18 protein-coding genes are annotated in these 14,724 nt (G+C 66.0%); 7 read left to right on the top strand and 11 right to left on the bottom strand.

Annotated features, from left to right (window positions below; genetic code table 11):
• Nucleotides 1-20: 20 nt before the first annotated feature.
• Nucleotides 21-719: a fumarylacetoacetate hydrolase family protein gene (locus tag HNP02_RS06320; protein ID WP_184436195.1), complete on the top strand. Its 699-nt coding sequence runs from the start codon at nt 21-23 to the stop codon at nt 717-719.
• Nucleotides 720-735: 16 nt separating this feature from the next.
• On the opposite strand, the gene HNP02_RS06315 is transcribed toward HNP02_RS06320, so the two are convergent.
• Nucleotides 736-1,227: a Dps family protein gene (locus HNP02_RS06315; protein ID WP_184436193.1), complete on the bottom strand. Its 492-nt coding sequence runs from the start codon at nt 1,225-1,227 to the stop codon at nt 736-738.
• Nucleotides 1,224-1,547 carry a hypothetical protein gene (locus HNP02_RS06310; protein ID WP_184436191.1) on the bottom strand — a complete coding sequence of 108 codons (324 nt, stop codon included), beginning with the start codon at nt 1,545-1,547 and terminating at the stop codon, nt 1,224-1,226. The genes HNP02_RS06315 and HNP02_RS06310 overlap by 4 nt, the downstream gene beginning before the upstream one ends.
• A 342-nt stretch (nt 1,548-1,889) precedes the next feature.
• Between HNP02_RS06310 and HNP02_RS06305 the strand changes: the two genes are divergently transcribed.
• A complete protein-coding gene (locus tag HNP02_RS06305; RefSeq protein WP_184436189.1) occupies nt 1,890-2,759 on the top strand; it encodes a DMT family transporter in 870 nt (289 codons plus the stop codon).
• A 13-nt stretch (nt 2,760-2,772) separates the two neighbouring features.
• Nucleotides 2,773-3,123, top strand: a complete 351-nt coding sequence (locus HNP02_RS06300; RefSeq protein WP_184436187.1) for a hypothetical protein — start codon at nt 2,773-2,775, stop codon at nt 3,121-3,123.
• On the opposite strand, the gene HNP02_RS06295 is transcribed toward HNP02_RS06300, so the two are convergent.
• From HNP02_RS06295 to HNP02_RS06280, 4 genes are read right to left on the bottom strand one after another with little or no spacing between them, the layout of a single operon-like run.
• Nucleotides 3,120-3,983, bottom strand: a complete 864-nt coding sequence (locus HNP02_RS06295) for an ABC transporter permease (protein ID WP_184436186.1) — start codon at nt 3,981-3,983, stop codon at nt 3,120-3,122. The genes HNP02_RS06300 and HNP02_RS06295 overlap by 4 nt on opposite strands.
• Nucleotides 3,980-4,855, bottom strand: coding sequence for an ABC transporter permease (locus HNP02_RS06290; RefSeq protein ID WP_184436185.1), 876 nt, complete (start codon nt 4,853-4,855; stop codon nt 3,980-3,982). Before HNP02_RS06290 ends, HNP02_RS06295 begins: the two co-directional genes overlap by 4 nt.
• The gene (locus HNP02_RS06285) at nt 4,856-6,037 is read right to left on the bottom strand and encodes a spermidine/putrescine ABC transporter substrate-binding protein (protein WP_184436184.1); all 1,182 of its coding nucleotides are present in this window, start codon (nt 6,035-6,037) and stop codon (nt 4,856-4,858) included. It abuts the gene before it with no gap.
• Between the two features lie 53 nt (nt 6,038-6,090).
• Nucleotides 6,091-7,209, bottom strand: coding sequence for an ABC transporter ATP-binding protein (locus HNP02_RS06280; protein WP_309241449.1), 1,119 nt, complete (start codon nt 7,207-7,209; stop codon nt 6,091-6,093).
• 345 nt (nt 7,210-7,554) lie between these two features.
• Here HNP02_RS06280 and HNP02_RS06275 point away from each other — a divergent pair, with 345 nt between their 5' ends.
• Nucleotides 7,555-8,952 (top strand): cytosine permease, encoded by a 1,398-nt coding sequence (locus tag HNP02_RS06275; RefSeq protein WP_184436183.1) that lies wholly within the window; start codon nt 7,555-7,557, stop codon nt 8,950-8,952.
• A gap of 4 nt (nt 8,953-8,956) precedes the next feature.
• On the opposite strand, the gene HNP02_RS06270 is transcribed toward HNP02_RS06275, so the two are convergent.
• Nucleotides 8,957-9,469: a GNAT family N-acetyltransferase gene (locus HNP02_RS06270; protein ID WP_184436182.1), complete on the bottom strand. Its 513-nt coding sequence runs from the start codon at nt 9,467-9,469 to the stop codon at nt 8,957-8,959.
• 92 nt (nt 9,470-9,561) lie between these two features.
• On the opposite strand from HNP02_RS06270, the gene HNP02_RS06265 reads away from it, so the two are divergent.
• Both HNP02_RS06265 and HNP02_RS06260 read left to right on the top strand, forming a co-directional pair.
• The gene (locus HNP02_RS06265) at nt 9,562-10,050 is read left to right on the top strand and encodes a TspO/MBR family protein (protein ID WP_184436181.1); all 489 of its coding nucleotides are present in this window, start codon (nt 9,562-9,564) and stop codon (nt 10,048-10,050) included.
• A 72-nt stretch (nt 10,051-10,122) separates the two neighbouring features.
• The gene (locus HNP02_RS06260) at nt 10,123-10,416 is read left to right on the top strand and encodes a phosphate-starvation-inducible PsiE family protein (RefSeq protein WP_255506231.1); all 294 of its coding nucleotides are present in this window, start codon (nt 10,123-10,125) and stop codon (nt 10,414-10,416) included.
• Between the two features lie 5 nt (nt 10,417-10,421).
• On the opposite strand, the gene HNP02_RS06255 is transcribed toward HNP02_RS06260, so the two are convergent.
• The 3 genes from HNP02_RS06255 to HNP02_RS06245 are packed head-to-tail and all read right to left on the bottom strand — an operon-like array spanning nt 10,422 to nt 12,545.
• Nucleotides 10,422-11,603, bottom strand: coding sequence for an epoxide hydrolase family protein (locus HNP02_RS06255; RefSeq protein WP_184436180.1), 1,182 nt, complete (start codon nt 11,601-11,603; stop codon nt 10,422-10,424).
• Entirely contained in the window at nt 11,596-12,099 is a 504-nt protein-coding gene (locus HNP02_RS06250; protein ID WP_184436178.1) for a MarR family transcriptional regulator, read from the bottom strand. Before HNP02_RS06250 ends, HNP02_RS06255 begins: the two co-directional genes overlap by 8 nt.
• Complete coding sequence (locus HNP02_RS06245; protein WP_184436176.1) at nt 12,096-12,545, bottom strand: hypothetical protein; 450 nt, start codon at nt 12,543-12,545, stop codon at nt 12,096-12,098. The genes HNP02_RS06250 and HNP02_RS06245 overlap by 4 nt, the downstream gene beginning before the upstream one ends.
• 291 nt (nt 12,546-12,836) lie before the next feature.
• Here HNP02_RS06245 and HNP02_RS06240 point away from each other — a divergent pair, with 291 nt between their 5' ends.
• A complete protein-coding gene (locus HNP02_RS06240) occupies nt 12,837-14,048 on the top strand; it encodes an acyl-CoA dehydrogenase family protein (protein WP_184436174.1) in 1,212 nt (403 codons plus the stop codon).
• 44 nt (nt 14,049-14,092) lie between these two features.
• Here HNP02_RS06240 and upp read toward each other — a convergent pair whose 3' ends face one another.
• Nucleotides 14,093-14,722, bottom strand: a complete 630-nt coding sequence (gene upp / locus HNP02_RS06235; RefSeq protein ID WP_184436172.1) for a uracil phosphoribosyltransferase — start codon at nt 14,720-14,722, stop codon at nt 14,093-14,095.
• Between the last annotated feature and the right edge of the window lie 2 nt (nt 14,723-14,724).

The following is a 14,724-nucleotide window of genomic DNA, read 5'->3' as shown; positions in this document are numbered from 1 at the left end:
AGCCCGGGTAAAAATGCACTGTGAGTGACTACGTGATCCCTCCGCCCAAGGTCGCGTCGCTTCCGGTGAGCACCGGAGTCGGGCGCTTCCCCATCCGCCGGGTGTTCTGCGTCGGCCGCAACTACGCGGCCCACGCCCGCGAGATGGGCAAGGACCCCGACCGCGAGCCGCCGTTCTTCTTCATGAAACCCGCCGATGCCGTCGTCGACGCAGCCGGTGTGATTCCCTACCCCTCACTCACCTCGGAGTTTCATCACGAGATTGAGATGGTGGTGGCGGTGAAGGCCGGTGGCGTGAACGTCCCGGCGGCGGAAGCGCTAAGTCTCGTCTGGGGTTACGGCGTCGGCGTCGACCTCACCCGCCGCGACGTCCAGGACGACGCGAAGAAACTGAGCAGGCCGTGGGACTGGGCCAAGGGTTTCGACGCATCGGCGCCGTGCAGCCCCATCCACTCCGTGGAGGAGGTCGGGCACCCCGATGCCGGGGAGATCTGGCTGAAGGTGAACGGTGAGCTCAAGCAGCGCGGCGACTTGAAGGACCTGATCTGGTCCGTTCCGGACATGCTCAGCTACATCTCGCAGGCCGTCGCCCTCGCGCCCGGTGACCTCATCTTCAGCGGCACGCCCGCCGGCGTTGGTCCGATGCAACCCGGCGATGAGGTCAGCGGTGGCGTCGAGGGTGTCGACGAGTTCACGTTCACCATCGGTCCGCGTCCCTGAAGGGCGCCGGTCGTCGTCAGACCTTGCGGTTCTCCGACTTCAGCATCCAGGCGGCCTTCTCCAGCCCGTCGATGACGTTGTGCAGCAGGTCGGCGGTGGATGGGTCGGCGGCGTCGACGTCGTCGTGAACGGTGCGGATCGTGTCGACCGTGGCGTAGATCCTGGTGGTGACGAGGTCGACCACGTCGGTGGTGTTGAGCTCAGCCGGCGGGAAGGCCGGCAGCGTCGTGGTCGCCGTGACCGTGTCGGATCGCCCGTCGGGAATCGCGTTGAGGGCACGCATCCTTTCGGCAATCGTGTCGCTGGCTTCGCGTGCGGCGTCGACGATTTCGTCGAGTTGCAGATGCAGGTCCCGGAAGTTGGTGCCGATCAGATTCCAGTGCGCCTGCTTGCCCTGGAGGTGCAGTTCGATGAGATCGACCAGCACCCTTTGAAGGTTCTGCGGCAGGCTCGGTGGAGCATCGAACTCCCGCACCTGATCATCGAATCGCCGGAGTGATTTGGTCATCGGTGTCCACCACCGCCGCCGCCGCCGTGAAAGCCGCCGCCGCCGAATCCGCCGCCGCCGAATCCACCGTGATCGCCGTAGGCGCCGTAGCCGCCGATCAGAAACCCTTCGCCTCCGTAGGGGTCGTAGCTAACCGGAGGAGGGGAGTCGTCGAGCTGGACGTTGCCCGGTGACTGGCATTCGGTTCCGGAACCGGTCCCGCTGCAGGACTGCGCGATAGCGGGACCGGGATCGGCCGCAGCGATCGGCGCGGCCGCGATCGCCAGCGCGGCAGCTCCTGCCGCGAACAGCGGAGCGATGTAATTCAGTTTGGTACGCATGGTGCTTCTTCCGTTGACGTTCGGCTCAATTCCTGGGCACCTTCCAGGGTTGCCTTCAAACGGGCCGACGTCGTCCCCGCTGCCAGCACACTTGTCTTCCCGCCAGCGGGGGTCTACTGGTACCGGTCAGCCGTTGCCGGCGGCGACCGGTCGGATGCGTCGAAGCCAAAGGGCGTCGAGACCGAACTTGCCCGAGCCCTGAGCCGGGATCACGATGCAGAAGGCCGCGCCACCGATCACATGTCAACCTCATAGGGCACCTGCAACCGTTCGTGTTTCTCGAACGGTATGTACGGATAAATCACGTGGACGTGAACGGTTGCGGTGCCGTTCAATGCAGACATGACCACGAACCACGTACGCACCGGCGTCCTGATGGCGACCGGGTCGATGGTGTGCGTGCAGATCGGCCTTGCCCTGTCGATCGGGCTGATGGACCGGATCGGAGCCGAGGGCTCGGCGTGGTTGCGCCTGACATGGGCAGGCCTGATCCTGCTCGTCATCGTGCGTCCGCGGCCGTCGGCGTTCACCCGCTCCACGTTCATGGCCTGCGTGATGCTTGGCGTCGTCACGGCGGGCGTCACGATGCTGTTCATGGCCTCGGTCGACCGCATCCCGCTGGGCACCGCGGCCGCCCTTGAGTTCCTCGGTCCGCTCGGCGTTGCGGTGGCGAGGGGCAGCGGTGGGCACCGGTTCGTCTGGCCAGGCCTGGCCGGGGTCGGCGTGGTGTTGTTGACCGATCCGTGGGCCGGCACCGTCGATCCCATCGGTGTGCTCTACGCGCTGGCCGCGGCGGTGTGCTGGGCCGCCTACATCCTGCTCACCCAGCACGTCGGTGACGGAGTCGACGGCATCAACGGTCTTGCGGTGTCCATGCCGGTCGCCGGGGTGGTGGCGACGCTGGTGGCCGGGCCGGCGGTGCTCGCCAAGATGACGCCCGACATCCTGGTCATCGGCATCGGGCTGGCCATACTGCTGCCCGTCGTGCCGTTCGCACTGGAAATGATGTCGCTGCGCAGACTCACCACGGCGACGTTCGGCACCTTGATGGCGCTCGAGCCGGCGTTCGCCATGATCGTCGGTCTCGTCGTACTGCACCAGATCCCCGGCCCAGCAGGCACTTTCGGCATCTGTTTCGTGGTCGGTGCAGGCATCGGTGCCGCCCGCGCCGGTGCTCGCACGGCTCCGGTGCCCGCCGGGGTTGGTTCATGACAAGGAGGTTCACATGGAACGCGCGATCAACACCTCACCGGTTGTTCCCATGATCAACAGGGTGGCCATCGCTCTACTCGAGGCGCCGGTGCTTGGCAGGCTCGTCGGCCGCGGTCTGACGAAGATCCGCTACGTCGGCCGTCGGTCGGGTAAGACCGTGGAACTGATTGTCGGCTACCGACGCTCCGGTAACGACATCATCATCGGCGTCGCCACCCCCGACGCCAAGACGTGGTGGCACAACTTCCTCGGCGCTGGGGCGCCCATCGAGTTGCTCGGGATCGACGGCAGGGACCGCATCGCGCATGCCGTCGCCAACCGTGACGAGCGGGGCCGCGTCTTGGTCACCGTAAGACGGAGCTAGCTGTCGATTCGCTTGCGGCGGTACAGCGTTCCTACGGCGAGCAACAGCAGACTGATCAGCAGGATCGCCGTGGCCAACACATTGATCTGCGGTGGCACGGCAGCCTTCACGGCGGCATTCACGTACAGCGGATACGTCACTGTGGAGCCGCTGACGAAGTAGGTGATGATGAAGTCGTCGAGCGACAGCGCGAACGACAGCATCGCTGCGGCGACGATGCCGGGCACGATGAGCGGCAGCGTCACCTTGAAGAAGGTGCGCGTCGGGCTGGCGCCCAGATCCATCGAGGCGTCCTCCAGCGTCCAGTCGAAGCCACGGACACGCGCCCGCACCGTCATCGCGATGAAGCTGATCTCGAAGGCGATGTGCGCGATCAGAATGGTGGCGAAGCCCGTCGCCCAGCCGAGGTCGAGGAACAGGGTCAGCAGTGATGCGCCCATCACCACCTCGGGTGCGGTTAGCGGCAGCACCAGGAACGTCTCGACCGCCTTGTTGCCCCGGAATCGTTGGCGGACAAGCGCGATCGCGAGCAACGTACCCAGCACGACCGCCACCACGGTGGACAACGCCGCGACCTCGATGCTCATCTTGAGCGCCTGGGCCAGTGCCGGGTACTTGAGCGGATTGGCCCAGTTGTCCAGCGTGAAACCCTGCCAGGTGTAGTTGAACTTGCCCGCGGGCTTGTTGAACGAGAACAGTACGATCACGAAGATCGGCACGAAGATGTACAGCAGGACCAGGCCGGCCGTCGCCCGCAGCATGAAATCGCCTACCGTGCCCGTGCCCTTGAACGATCGTCTGGTCTTGGCGGCCGGGCTATCGATCACATCGACGATCGCGGTGCCTTCCTGCAGCGTCATACCAGGTCCTCCGTGCCGAGCGCACGCGTGTACGACAACACTCCGACGAGGATCATGGCCATCAGTAGGAAGCTGAGCGCCGCCGCGCCGGGGTAGTCCTTCACCACCAAGAACTGCTTCTGAATGACGTTGCCGATCATCGTGGTCTGCGTACTGCCCAGATAGTCGGCATTGATGAAATCACCCATTGCGGGGATGAATACCAGCAGGCTTCCTGCGAGCACACCCGGTATCGACAACGGCAGGATGATCCTCCGGAATGCCCGGAAACTCGTCGAATACAGGTCCTTCGAGGCCTCGAGCAGCCGCGGGTCGATCTTCTCCAGGCTCACATAGAGCGGCAGGATCATGAACGTCATCGAGTTGTAGATCAACCCGCCGATCACCGCCCAGCTGGTCGACAACAGCCGCCCGTCGGACGGCAGCAGCCCGACCGAACCGAGCGTGTGCACCACGAAGCCGTCGTCGGCCAGGATCGTCTTCCAGGCCAGTGTGCGGACCAGGAATGTCACGAAGAACGGCAGGATGACCAGACCGAGCAGCAGGTTCTTGTACCGCCCCGACTTGAAGGCGATCGCATAGGCGAGCGGGTAGGAGATCACCAGTGAGATCACGGTCGCGGTGAAGGCGTACGTCAGCGAACGCACGATCTGATCCTGGTATGCGGTCAACGCCTGCCCATAGTTGCTGAAGTCCCATGCAAACGTCAGCGTCGGAAGGTAGAACGAGCCACCCGACGTAGACAGCGACGTGCGGAACAACGACCAGAACGGGATGACGAAGAAGATCGCGAGATATGCCAGCGCGGGCAAGATCATCAGGTAGGGCGCGATCTTGCTGCGCTGGCGGTTGCTGCTAGCTGCCCCCGCCATCTAGCTACCGGTGACGCTGGCGTACGCGGTGTTGAACTGCTGGGTCTGCTCGTCGGTGAGCGACGCCCAGGTGTGCAGTTTTGCCTTGTCGGCGTCCGAGACATTGATCAGCGGGTTGGCGCCGAGCTTCGGATTGATCTTGTTGAGCTCGTCGGTCATGTCCGACAACACGGGCACGTACTGGGTGAAGGCGACCAGCTTGGCGTAGTTCACTCGGTCGTACACGTAGTCGATCCACGCCTCGGCGGCATGCTGATTCTGCGTCGTGTACGGGATCACCTGGGTGTCGATGAACCAGTCGCCACCGGACTCCGGGATGACGAACTGCAGGTCGGGATTGTCGGCCTGCAACTGGACGACGTCACCCGAGTATGCCTGCGCGACAACGATGTTGCCTGCCGCCAGGTCGTCGGCGTAGTCGTTGCCGGTGAAGCGCCGGATCTGGCCCTTGTCCTTCTGCTCCTTGACCAGGTCGACGGCCTTCTGAACACCGTCCATGGTGGGTTCGGAGACAGAGTTGCCCTGCGACTGCATGATCATGCCGAGGCCGTCCTGCATGTCGGAGAGCAGGCTGACCTTGCCCTTGAAGGCGGGATCCCACAGGTCGTCGATCTTGGTGATGGCACGCTTCGTGGCGGCCTTGTTGTAGGCCAACCCGACCATGCCGGTCATGTATGGCGCGGTGTACTTGCGACCGGGGTCCGCCGCGTCATTGAGCAGATCGGGCCGAAGGTTCTTCTTGTTCGGCACGCGGGCGTCGCTGATCTCGTTGAGCCAGCCAAGGCCCTTCAGTCGAAGCGCCATGAACTGCGTCGGCACCACCAGGTCCGCACCGATGTCCTGCTTGCGCGACAACGGATCCTTGTTCTTGGCGAACCACTCCTCGTTGTCGTTGAAGTCCTCCTTGTAGTCCACGGTCAGACCGGAGGCCTTCTGGAAGGCCGCGACGAACCCGTCGGCCATGTACAGCGGCCAGTTCGAGATGCGCAGATTGCCAGTCGCGGGTGAGCCGTTATCCGGCGGTGGGGCCGATGAGCTACTGGAACTCGTTGTGCTGTTGGATCCGCACGCGGCGAGCGCGAGAGCGGCTGCGGCAGCGGCACTTCCGCCAAGGAACCGCCGACGAGTGGTTCGGGCGATGGCGAACTGCGAGATGAGCCCTGGGTTGATCTGATTGGCCATGGCAGGGGGGTGCCTTTCTGATTTCCGTGCGCGGGGAGGGGATTCGACTCGCGTTATGGCGCGTCGAGTGCGTCCAGCATTTCCTCGAGATCCTCGGTGGTGGGGATGTCGGCGGCGGGCAGGACCAGTGACGCCTCCGTCGCCCAGCACACGTACACCTCGTCGCCGGGTCGCAGAAGTGGCAGCTGCTGCTCGGGGCCCACGTGTGCGACCACCGGTGAGCCGTCGGGCGCGGCCAGCGAGAGACGAACGACCGGGCCCTGGAACGTCAGATCGGTCACGGTGGCCCTCACCGACACGATGTCCCCGGTGGGGGCGTCGATCGAGACCCGCACGCGTTCGGGCCGCACCATCAAGGTGGCCTGGCCGCCCGGCTCGATCCGGGTGGTACCCGGGCGTGCCCGTAGCATCGTGCCGAGGACCGAGACCTCGGCGATGTCGCCGTCGAGCCGGTTCTGCGTGCCCGCCCAGAGGTTGGCCTGGCCGATGAAGTTGGCGACGAACACCGTTGACGGTGCGTCGTAGATGTCGGTCGGGGTGCCGATCTGCTCGACGTTGCCCGCGTTCATGACCGCGATGCGGTCGCTCATGGTCAGCGCTTCCTCCTGGTCGTGCGTCACGTAGACGAACGTGATGCCGACCTCGCGCTGGATCCGCTTGAGCTCGAACTGCATGGCGTGGCGCAGCTTGAGATCGAGTGCGCCGAGCGGCTCGTCGAGCAGCAAGGCGCTTGGGTAGTTGACCAGCGCTCGGGCCAGCGCGACGCGCTGCTGCTGGCCGCCGGACAACTGGGACGGCTTGCGCTTGGCGAAGTCGGTGAGACGGACGATGTCGAGGATCTCGTCGACGCGACGACGAACCTCCGCCTTGTCCTTCTTCATGCTGCGTGGGCCGTACGCGACGTTGTCCCACACCGACATGTGCGGGAACAGCGCGTAGTGCTGGAACACCGTGTTGACGTTGCGCTTGTGCGGCGCGACCCGCGACACGTCGACCCCTTCCAGGCGGATGGCACCCTCGGTCGGCGTCTCGAAGCCGGCGATCATTCTCAGGGTGGTGGTCTTGCCGCAGCCCGACGGTCCGAGCATCGAGAAGAACTCGCCCGACGCGATCGAGAAGTCTGCGTCGGCGACGGCGACGTAGTCCTCGAACCGTTTCGTGACGTGATCGATCTCGACGACCGGGCGACCCGTATCGCGGGTGGCCCCGTCCTCGGTCGTGTGGTCGGTGGCGGTGGTGTGTGTGCCGGTCAGGGCGAAACCTCCTTCGTCCCCCCGGGACGAGAAATGCTGCAGTTCGAGCTGAACAGTCGGCCGTGCAGCGGTGCGGCTGTGGGTAAACCATCGCCGATCAGCCGCACCTTCGCAAGCGAATCCGCAACGAATTTACATTCCAACGGTGGAATTCCTCGCTCGGTGCCTCGCGAATGCGCAGATTCCGCGCCGAGGCGCCGTCCGCGCGTAGCACGTCGGAGTGGTGGACGACACCGGTGTCGGCCGTCGTGATCGAATGATCACATGAACAAGGCCGTTGCATCGCCCCCTCCGCCAAGTGCACTGAACGCGCCACCGTTCAGTGGCCGCACCCCGAGCGGGGCAGGCGACTTCTCGGTCGAGACGCATGGCATCGCGCCCGTCCGCGAGAGCCAGCGCTACGGCTCGCCGCGACGGTTGTTCAGCGTCTGGTTCGCCCCTCAGGTCAACATGACCGGTGTCTTCACCGGCGCGCTCGCGATCACGTTGGGCCTGGGCTTCTGGCTGGGAATGCTCGCGATGGTGATCGGCACCGTGCTCGGTTCCCTCCTCGTCGGTTACCTGTCCACCTGGGGCCCCCGCACCGGAACCGCGCAGCTGCCCGCCTCACGAATGGCGTTCGGTGGGGCAGTGAAGCTGCCCGCCGCGCTGCAGTGGCTGTCGTCGATCGCGTGGGACGCGCTGGTCGGATTGTTCGGCGGCGAGGCCCTGGCCGTGCTGCTCGGCATCCCGTTCTGGGCAGCCGTGCTGATCGTGCTCGGGGTGCAGGGCGTGGTCGGCTTCTTCGGCTACGAGGTCATCCACCGGATGGAGGCCGTGCTGACCGTCGTCCTCTTCCTGACGTTCGTGGTCTTCGCGGTCAAGCTGGTCGGTGGACACGACGTGGTGACGCCGCCGACGGTGCACGGCGCCGACCTGGCCGGTGCCTTCGTACTCGAGGTGACGATCGCGCTCAGCCTGTCGGTGTCGTGGGCCAGCTACGCGTCGGACTTCAGCCGCTACCTCCCGGCCAGTTCATCGCGCGCGCGGGTGTTCGGCTACACGTTCGCCGGGATCGTGCTGGCGTACGTCTTCGTTCAGGCGATCGGCATCGCGGCAGGAGAGCTGGTGTCCGAGCAGACCGCGGAGGGCGTGCGGTCGGTGATGGGTGGCGGCGTCCTCGGCGGGCTGGCCCTGCTCGTCATCGCTCTCGCATCGGTCGGCTCGGGCGTGATGAACGACTACAGCGGGTCGCTCGCACTGCAGACGCTCGGCGTGCGGGTGCGCAGACCGCTGTCGTCGGTGGTGGTGACCGTGCTGGCGTTCGGCCTGATCCTCTGGCTGCACGGTGCCGACACCGCGGCCAGGTTCCAGAACGTGCTGCTGGTGGTCAGCTACTGGATTCCCGCGTTCGTCGCGGTGGTCGCCGTGGACTGGCGGATCCGCAGCCGCGGACGGGCCACCATCGATCCCGACGTCGAACAGACCGCCAGGCCCGACGCCGTGGCGGCGCTGGTGGCGTTCGTAGTCGCCTACGCCGCGGCCATCCCGTTCATGGACACCTCGATCTATCAGGGGCCGATCGCCGTCGCGTGGCACGGTGCCGACATCGCGTACTTCGTGAACTTCCTTGTCGCACTGGTGATCTACGGTGGCTACCGGTTCGTTCGGCTGCGGCGGTGAGCGGTCAGTCCCTGCCCTCGAACCGCGACAAGTAAGTCCAGGTCGGCCGGTACCCGCGCCGTTGGTACAGGCGGATCGCGTCGTCGTTGCCGGGTAGCACGCCGAGGATCAGGTCCCGCGCACCACGGGCACGAAGATGTGCCTCGAGCCGGTCGAGCAGCACCGAGCCCAGCCCACTGCCGCGATACTCCGGAAGCACGCTGAGCGACTCGATCTCGCCGATCCGCCGGCCCGTCTGCCAGGTGTCGGGGATCCAGCTGTCCTCGACCGCCATGACGTGGGCCAGACCGTAACCGATTGGCGCAGATCCGTCGAACGCCAGCAGCAGCAAGGTGTCCGGCTTCACGAGCAGCTCCTCGTACAACACCTTTCGGACCGCCCAGCTCTCGTCGTCGCCGACGAACGGCGCCAACTCCGGCATGGTCTCGGCGTGCCAGTGGTGCACGGCGACCCACAACGGCTCGACGAGATGGAGATCGGCTGCGGTGGCCACGCGGACTTCGGGGGCGGCGGTCATCATCCGACGGTAACGCGCGGTCGTTTGGTCCACCTGTGCGACGGGTACTGCCGACTGGCCACCAAGAAGTTGGCCACGCAAAGGAGCGCCGTATGGTTTCGACCACGCTCGGCAAGACGACGGGCGCGGTCCTGCTTGCCGCCGCGCTGGGAGGTCTGGCGAGTCGCCCCGCTCAGTCGGACTGGTACGAGAAACTGCGCAAGCCCGGCTTTCAGCCGCCCCGGCAGGCGTTTCCGATCGTGTGGCCACTGCTCTCCGCCGACGTCGCCGTCGTCTCGGCAGGCACGGTCGACCAACTCAACGATCGGGGCGAGCCGAGCCAGGCCAGGGCGTACTCGATCCTGCTGGCGCTGAATCTGGTCCTCAACGGCGGCTGGACGTGGCTGTTCTTCAACAGGCGCAAGCTCGGCGCCTCGGCCGTCGCTGCCGCCGCGTTGACCGTCAGCAGTGCCGATCTCACTCGGCGTGCGGTTCGGACGCGTGGCGCCGGTGCCGGGGTGCTCGGCTTGTATCCGCTGTGGTGCGCGTTCGCCACGCTGTTGTCCAGCCGGATCTGGTGGCTGAACCGGTCGGATCACTGAGGTGACCGGTGGCCAAGACATCGGAAGGGACCGAGAACGAGGAAGACCGACAGCGCGTCTGCGTCGACCGTCATGTTGGAGATCCTCGACGGCCTGCTGCTGATCTTCATCTTCGTGGAGTTGCAGTATGCGGTGCGCGCCTGTCTGCGGTCGCACGAGATCGTCGCCGAACCGTTCCTGATCGTCGGCATCCTGGCCGCCATCAAGGAGATCGTGGTGCTCTCGGTGGAGGCCGCGACCCTTCTGGAGAAGGGGCCCGAGTTCTCGCGCGCGGTGGTCGAGATCGGTGTGCTCGGTGCCGTGGTGCTCGTTCTTGCGTTGGCGGCGTTCGTGTTACGAGCGCGCCTCGGCGGTGCCGAGGCCTAGCGGGTTCACCGCAACGTCGCGAAGAACTTCCGCACGTCCTCGACGAACAGTTTCGGCTGTTCGAAGGCGGCGAAGTGCCCGCCGCGAGGCATCTTGGTCCAGTGCGTGATGTTGTAGTTTCCCTCGCACCACGCTCTCGGCGGCCGACTGATCTCCTTGGGGAAGGACGCGATCCCCGTCGGAAGCTCTACTCGGCCAATGGTTCTGAACGCTGCGAAGCTCTCCCAGTAGAGTCGTGCCGAGGATGCGCCGGACGCGGTCACCCAGTACATCGTTACGTCGTCGAGCATCTCGTCGCGGCTGAGCGCGTTCTCGGGATGGCCGTCGCAGTCGGTCCACGCCCAGAACTTCTCGACGATCCACGCCAGCTGCGCGACGGGGGAGTCGACAAGGCCGTAACCGACGGTCTGCGGTCGGGTGGACTGCAGCTTGGAGTAGCCGGTGCCCCAGCGCTGGTGATTGTCCGTCGCGGCCAGCGCCTCCTTCTCCTCGTCCGTGGGGTTCTCCGTGGCGCCTGCCGGCGGGCCGGCGATCGGCATGTTGAGGTGAATGCCTGCGCAGTGGCCGATGTTGCGACCGATCTCGGTGGTCACCGCGGAGCCCCAGTCCCCGCCCTGGGCGCCGTAGCGGTCATAGCCGAGGCGGACCATCAGCGTCTCCCACGCCCTGGCGATCCTGCCGGTGCTCCAGCCCGACTCGGTGGGCTTGCCAGAGAAGCCGTAGCCGGGCAGCGACGGGCACACCACGTGAAAGGCGTCCTCGGCGCGTCCGCCGTGGGCGGTGGGATTGGTCAGCGGCTCGATGACCTTGCCGAACTCGATGATCGACCCCGGCCAGCCGTGGGTGATGACGAGCGGGAAGGCGTCGGGGTGCGGGGAGCGCTGATGGATGAAGTGGATGTCAAGGCCGTCGATCTCGGTGGTGAACTGGTCGAACTGGTTGAGCGCGGTTTCGCGTGTGCGCCAGTCGTAGTCGGTCGCCCAATACTCGGCGAGGTCGCGGGTATACGCCAGCGGGATGCCCTGACTCCAGTCGAGCCCATCGTTGTCTATCTCCCGTCGCTTCGCTCGCCCCGCGTCCGCGGCCACCGTCTCGGCCTCGGGCCAGCGGGTGGCGGCCAGTCGCTGGCGCAGATCGTCGAGAACATCGTCGGGAACGTCGATGCGGAACGGATGGACGTCAGTCATGGTCGCCATTGTCGCCTGTCGAGTCGCGCACTCGGCCGGCGGCCAACACCTCGGTGCGGGAGCGCAGCCGCTGGGCGGTGTCGGCCAGAAAGTCCAGGATGACGGCCAGTTCGGTATCGGAGTAGCGCTCCCACGACTGGGTGCCCGTCCGTTGCCATGATGCGAACACGTCGTGGTCGATGAGTTCGGCGAGGTCGGCGTGGAGCAGGGCCCGGCGCCGGTCTAGCGGGTCGGGTTCGCGGCGCAGGAAGCCCTTGGCGACGAGGCGTTCGATCAGGTTGGTCACGGATGCTGCCGCGAGCCCGGTGTGACGGCCGAGTTCGCCTGCGCTCATCGGGCCGAGTCGGTCCAGCACGGTGAGGGCCTTGTAGTCGGTCGGATGCAGGCCCGCCTCGGCAGCCAACGCGGAGTGGAAGAGCACCGTCGCGTCGCCGTGTTCGCGACCAACTCGTCGCAATTGGGCGAGAAGCTCTGTACGCGAACGGTTTCCGTTCACGCCGCCACCACCAGAGCGACGAGCACCGCCACGCAAGTGACGACGTCGAGGGGGAGACGCTGCAGACTGCGGCGGGTCCACCGGACTGCGGCGGCACGCTCGATCACGGCCGGGTCCGCCTTCTCGAATGCCACCACCTTGGGGACGAGGTCGATCAGCGACCAGATCCGCACCACGGCGTGACTGGCCAACGCGATCAAAATCGGCGTCCTGACGTCCGGATGCCCCCAGGTGACGATCACGGCCGCGACGAGTACGACCTCGAACGCGCCGTGCACCGGAATCCAGAATCTCCGGCGTGAAACACCGCCGTGCTGGGCCTGAATGATCGCGGGACGTCCTGGCCAGACCGGGTCGAGGACGAGGCTCTCGTAGATGCCGCCCCCGAGAGATGCGCAGGCCAGCAGGACGACGGCGCTCAGCAGGATCAGGGCGGGCGTCGACATGGTCCATATTATTACGGTCAGCCGTAATGATCGCCAGTCGAGAAGACGACTGCGCGGGCAGCCACGCCACTGTCCGGTGCCCGAAAGTGATTCCCGCGGCGGCAGATTGACCGAGCGTCGACCGCCCGCTCTACGGAACCGGCCTGCTGGACTAGGCTGACCGCACGTCGGAGTGGCCGCCGCCGACACCGCAGCGTACATTCGTTCACTGAAGTCGGGGGTCGATGGCTCGCGCGGCCGCACCTCCGCGACGCCACGATCGACCCGAACGCCCTGAAAGGACCCAGCGCCATGTCGTTTTCGCTCGAGTTGTCCGAGGACGTCATCCAGGTTCGGGACTGGGTACACGAGTTCGCCAGGGACGTAGTCCGGCCCGCGGCGGCGGAGTGGGACGAGCGCGAGGAGACGCCGTGGCCGATCATCCAGGAGGCGGCGAAGGTCGGGTTGTACTCCATGGAGTTGTTCGCCACCCAGGTCGCCGAGCCGACCGGGCTGGGCATGCTGACGGTCTTCGAGGAGATGTTCTGGGGCGACGCCGGCATTGCCCTGTCCATCATGGGCACGGGTCTGGCGGCCGCGTCGCTGGCCGCCACCGGAACGCCCGAGCAAATGGGGGAGTGGCTGCCGCAGATGTTCGGCTCCATCGACGAGCCGCAACTCGCCTCGTTCTGTGCGTCGGAACCGGGTGCCGGATCGGACGTGTCGGCGATCATCACCCGCGCCCGGTACGACGAGGCGACCGACGAGTGGGTGATCAACGGGACCAAGACCTGGGCCACCAACGGCGGCATCGCCAACGTGCACATCGTCGTCGCCTCGGTGGATGCCGAGCTAGGTTCCCGCGGTCAGGCCACGTTCATCATCCCGCCAGGCACAAAGGGTTTCACCCAGGGGCAGAAGTTCAAGAAGCACGGCATCCGGGCGTCGCACACCGCCGAAGTGGTGCTCGACAACGTGCGGATCCCCGGTCGGCTGGTCATCGGCGGCAAGGAGAAGCTGGACGAGCGCCTCGCCCGCACCCGTGAAGGCAAGAGTTCTGCGGGGCAGGCGGCGATGAAGACCTTCGAGCGGACTCGCCCCTCCGTCGGCGCGATGGCGCTCGGCGTTGCGCGCGCCGCCTACGAGTACGCGCTGGACTATGCCCAGGAGCGCGAGCAGTTCGGGCGCAAGATCGGCGACTTCCAGGCGATCGCGTTCAAGCTGGTCGACATGAAGACCAGGATCGACGCCGCGCGCCTGCTGGTGTGGCGAGCGGGCTGGATGGCCCGCAACGACAAGCCGTTCATCAACGCCGAGGGCTCGATGGCGAAACTCGCGGCCAGCGAGACCGCGGTGTATGTCACCGACGAGGCCATCCAGATCCTCGGTGGCAACGGCTACACCCGCGACTACCCGGTCGAGCGGATGCACCGCGACGCCAAGATCTTCACGATCTTCGAGGGCACCAGCGAGATTCAGCGCCTGGTCATGGCCAGGGCCATCACCGGGCTGCCCCTGAAGTAGCCGGGAACAATCCCCGAGTCGCTGCGCTCCTGCCCGCCGACGCGCTACTTCGTCCCGAAGATGCGGTCGCCCGCATCACCCAGGCCGGGCACGATGTAGCCGTGCTCGTCCAGCCCCCGGTCGACGGCCGCGGTGTAGATCGGGACGTCGGGGTGCGCTTCGTGAAGCGCCGCAACGCCTTCGGGGCAGGCCAACAGGCAGACGAACTTGATCGACCTCGGGCCGAACTCCTTGAGCCGCTCCACCGCCGCGACGGCCGAATTGCCGGTGGCCAGCATCGGGTCCACCACCACGATGTCGCGCTCCTGCAGATCGCCTGGCATCTTGAAGTAGTACTCGACGGCCACCATCGTCTTCGGATCGCGGTACAGGCCGATGTGGCCGACCCGCGCGGCAGGCACCACGGTCAACAGGCCGTCGAGAATGCCCGTGCCCGCGCGCAGGATGGAGGCGAACACCAGCTTCTTGCCGTCGATCACCATGCCGGTGGTCCGTTCCAGAGGCGTCTCGACGTCGATCTCTTGAACGGGGATGTCGCGAAGCACCTCGTAGGCCATCAGCGCCGCCATCTCGTTGCACAGCTGCCTGAAGCTGTTGGTGGAGGCGTCCTTTCGGCGCATCAGCGTGAGCTTGTGTTGCACGAGTGGATGGTCGATCACGTAGACGTTGTCCATCG

Source organism: Mycobacterium sp. AZCC_0083, assembly GCF_014202335.1.
Lineage (GTDB): Bacteria > Actinomycetota > Actinomycetes > Mycobacteriales > Mycobacteriaceae > Mycobacterium.
The sequence above is the reverse complement of the archived record's forward strand: the minus strand, read 5'-3'. Positions and strand labels throughout refer to the sequence as shown.

Excerpts from the sequence above, each read along its gene's own strand:
- HNP02_RS06265 (WP_184436181.1), top strand. The coding sequence starts at position 9,562 with ATGGTTTCGACCACGCTCGGCAAGACGACGGGCGCGGTCCTGCTTGCC.
- HNP02_RS06290 (WP_184436185.1), bottom strand. The coding sequence starts at position 4,855 with ATGGCGGGGGCAGCTAGCAGCAACCGCCAGCGCAGCAAGATCGCGCCC.
- HNP02_RS06315 (WP_184436193.1), bottom strand. The coding sequence starts at position 1,227 with ATGACCAAATCACTCCGGCGATTCGATGATCAGGTGCGGGAGTTCGAT.
- HNP02_RS06300 (WP_184436187.1), top strand. The coding sequence starts at position 2,773 with ATGGAACGCGCGATCAACACCTCACCGGTTGTTCCCATGATCAACAGG.
- HNP02_RS06270 (WP_184436182.1), bottom strand. The coding sequence starts at position 9,469 with ATGACCGCCGCCCCCGAAGTCCGCGTGGCCACCGCAGCCGATCTCCAT.
- HNP02_RS06295 (WP_184436186.1), bottom strand. The coding sequence starts at position 3,983 with ATGACGCTGCAGGAAGGCACCGCGATCGTCGATGTGATCGATAGCCCG.
- HNP02_RS06260 (WP_255506231.1), top strand. The coding sequence starts at position 10,123 with ATGTTGGAGATCCTCGACGGCCTGCTGCTGATCTTCATCTTCGTGGAG.
- HNP02_RS06255 (WP_184436180.1), bottom strand. The coding sequence starts at position 11,603 with ATGACTGACGTCCATCCGTTCCGCATCGACGTTCCCGACGATGTTCTC.
- HNP02_RS06245 (WP_184436176.1), bottom strand. The coding sequence starts at position 12,545 with ATGTCGACGCCCGCCCTGATCCTGCTGAGCGCCGTCGTCCTGCTGGCC.
- upp (WP_184436172.1), bottom strand. The coding sequence starts at position 14,722 with ATGGACAACGTCTACGTGATCGACCATCCACTCGTGCAACACAAGCTC.
- HNP02_RS06285 (WP_184436184.1), bottom strand. The coding sequence starts at position 6,037 with ATGGCCAATCAGATCAACCCAGGGCTCATCTCGCAGTTCGCCATCGCC.
- HNP02_RS06240 (WP_184436174.1), top strand. The coding sequence starts at position 12,837 with ATGTCGTTTTCGCTCGAGTTGTCCGAGGACGTCATCCAGGTTCGGGAC.
- HNP02_RS06305 (WP_184436189.1), top strand. The coding sequence starts at position 1,890 with ATGACCACGAACCACGTACGCACCGGCGTCCTGATGGCGACCGGGTCG.
- HNP02_RS06275 (WP_184436183.1), top strand. The coding sequence starts at position 7,555 with ATGAACAAGGCCGTTGCATCGCCCCCTCCGCCAAGTGCACTGAACGCG.
- HNP02_RS06310 (WP_184436191.1), bottom strand. The coding sequence starts at position 1,547 with ATGCGTACCAAACTGAATTACATCGCTCCGCTGTTCGCGGCAGGAGCT.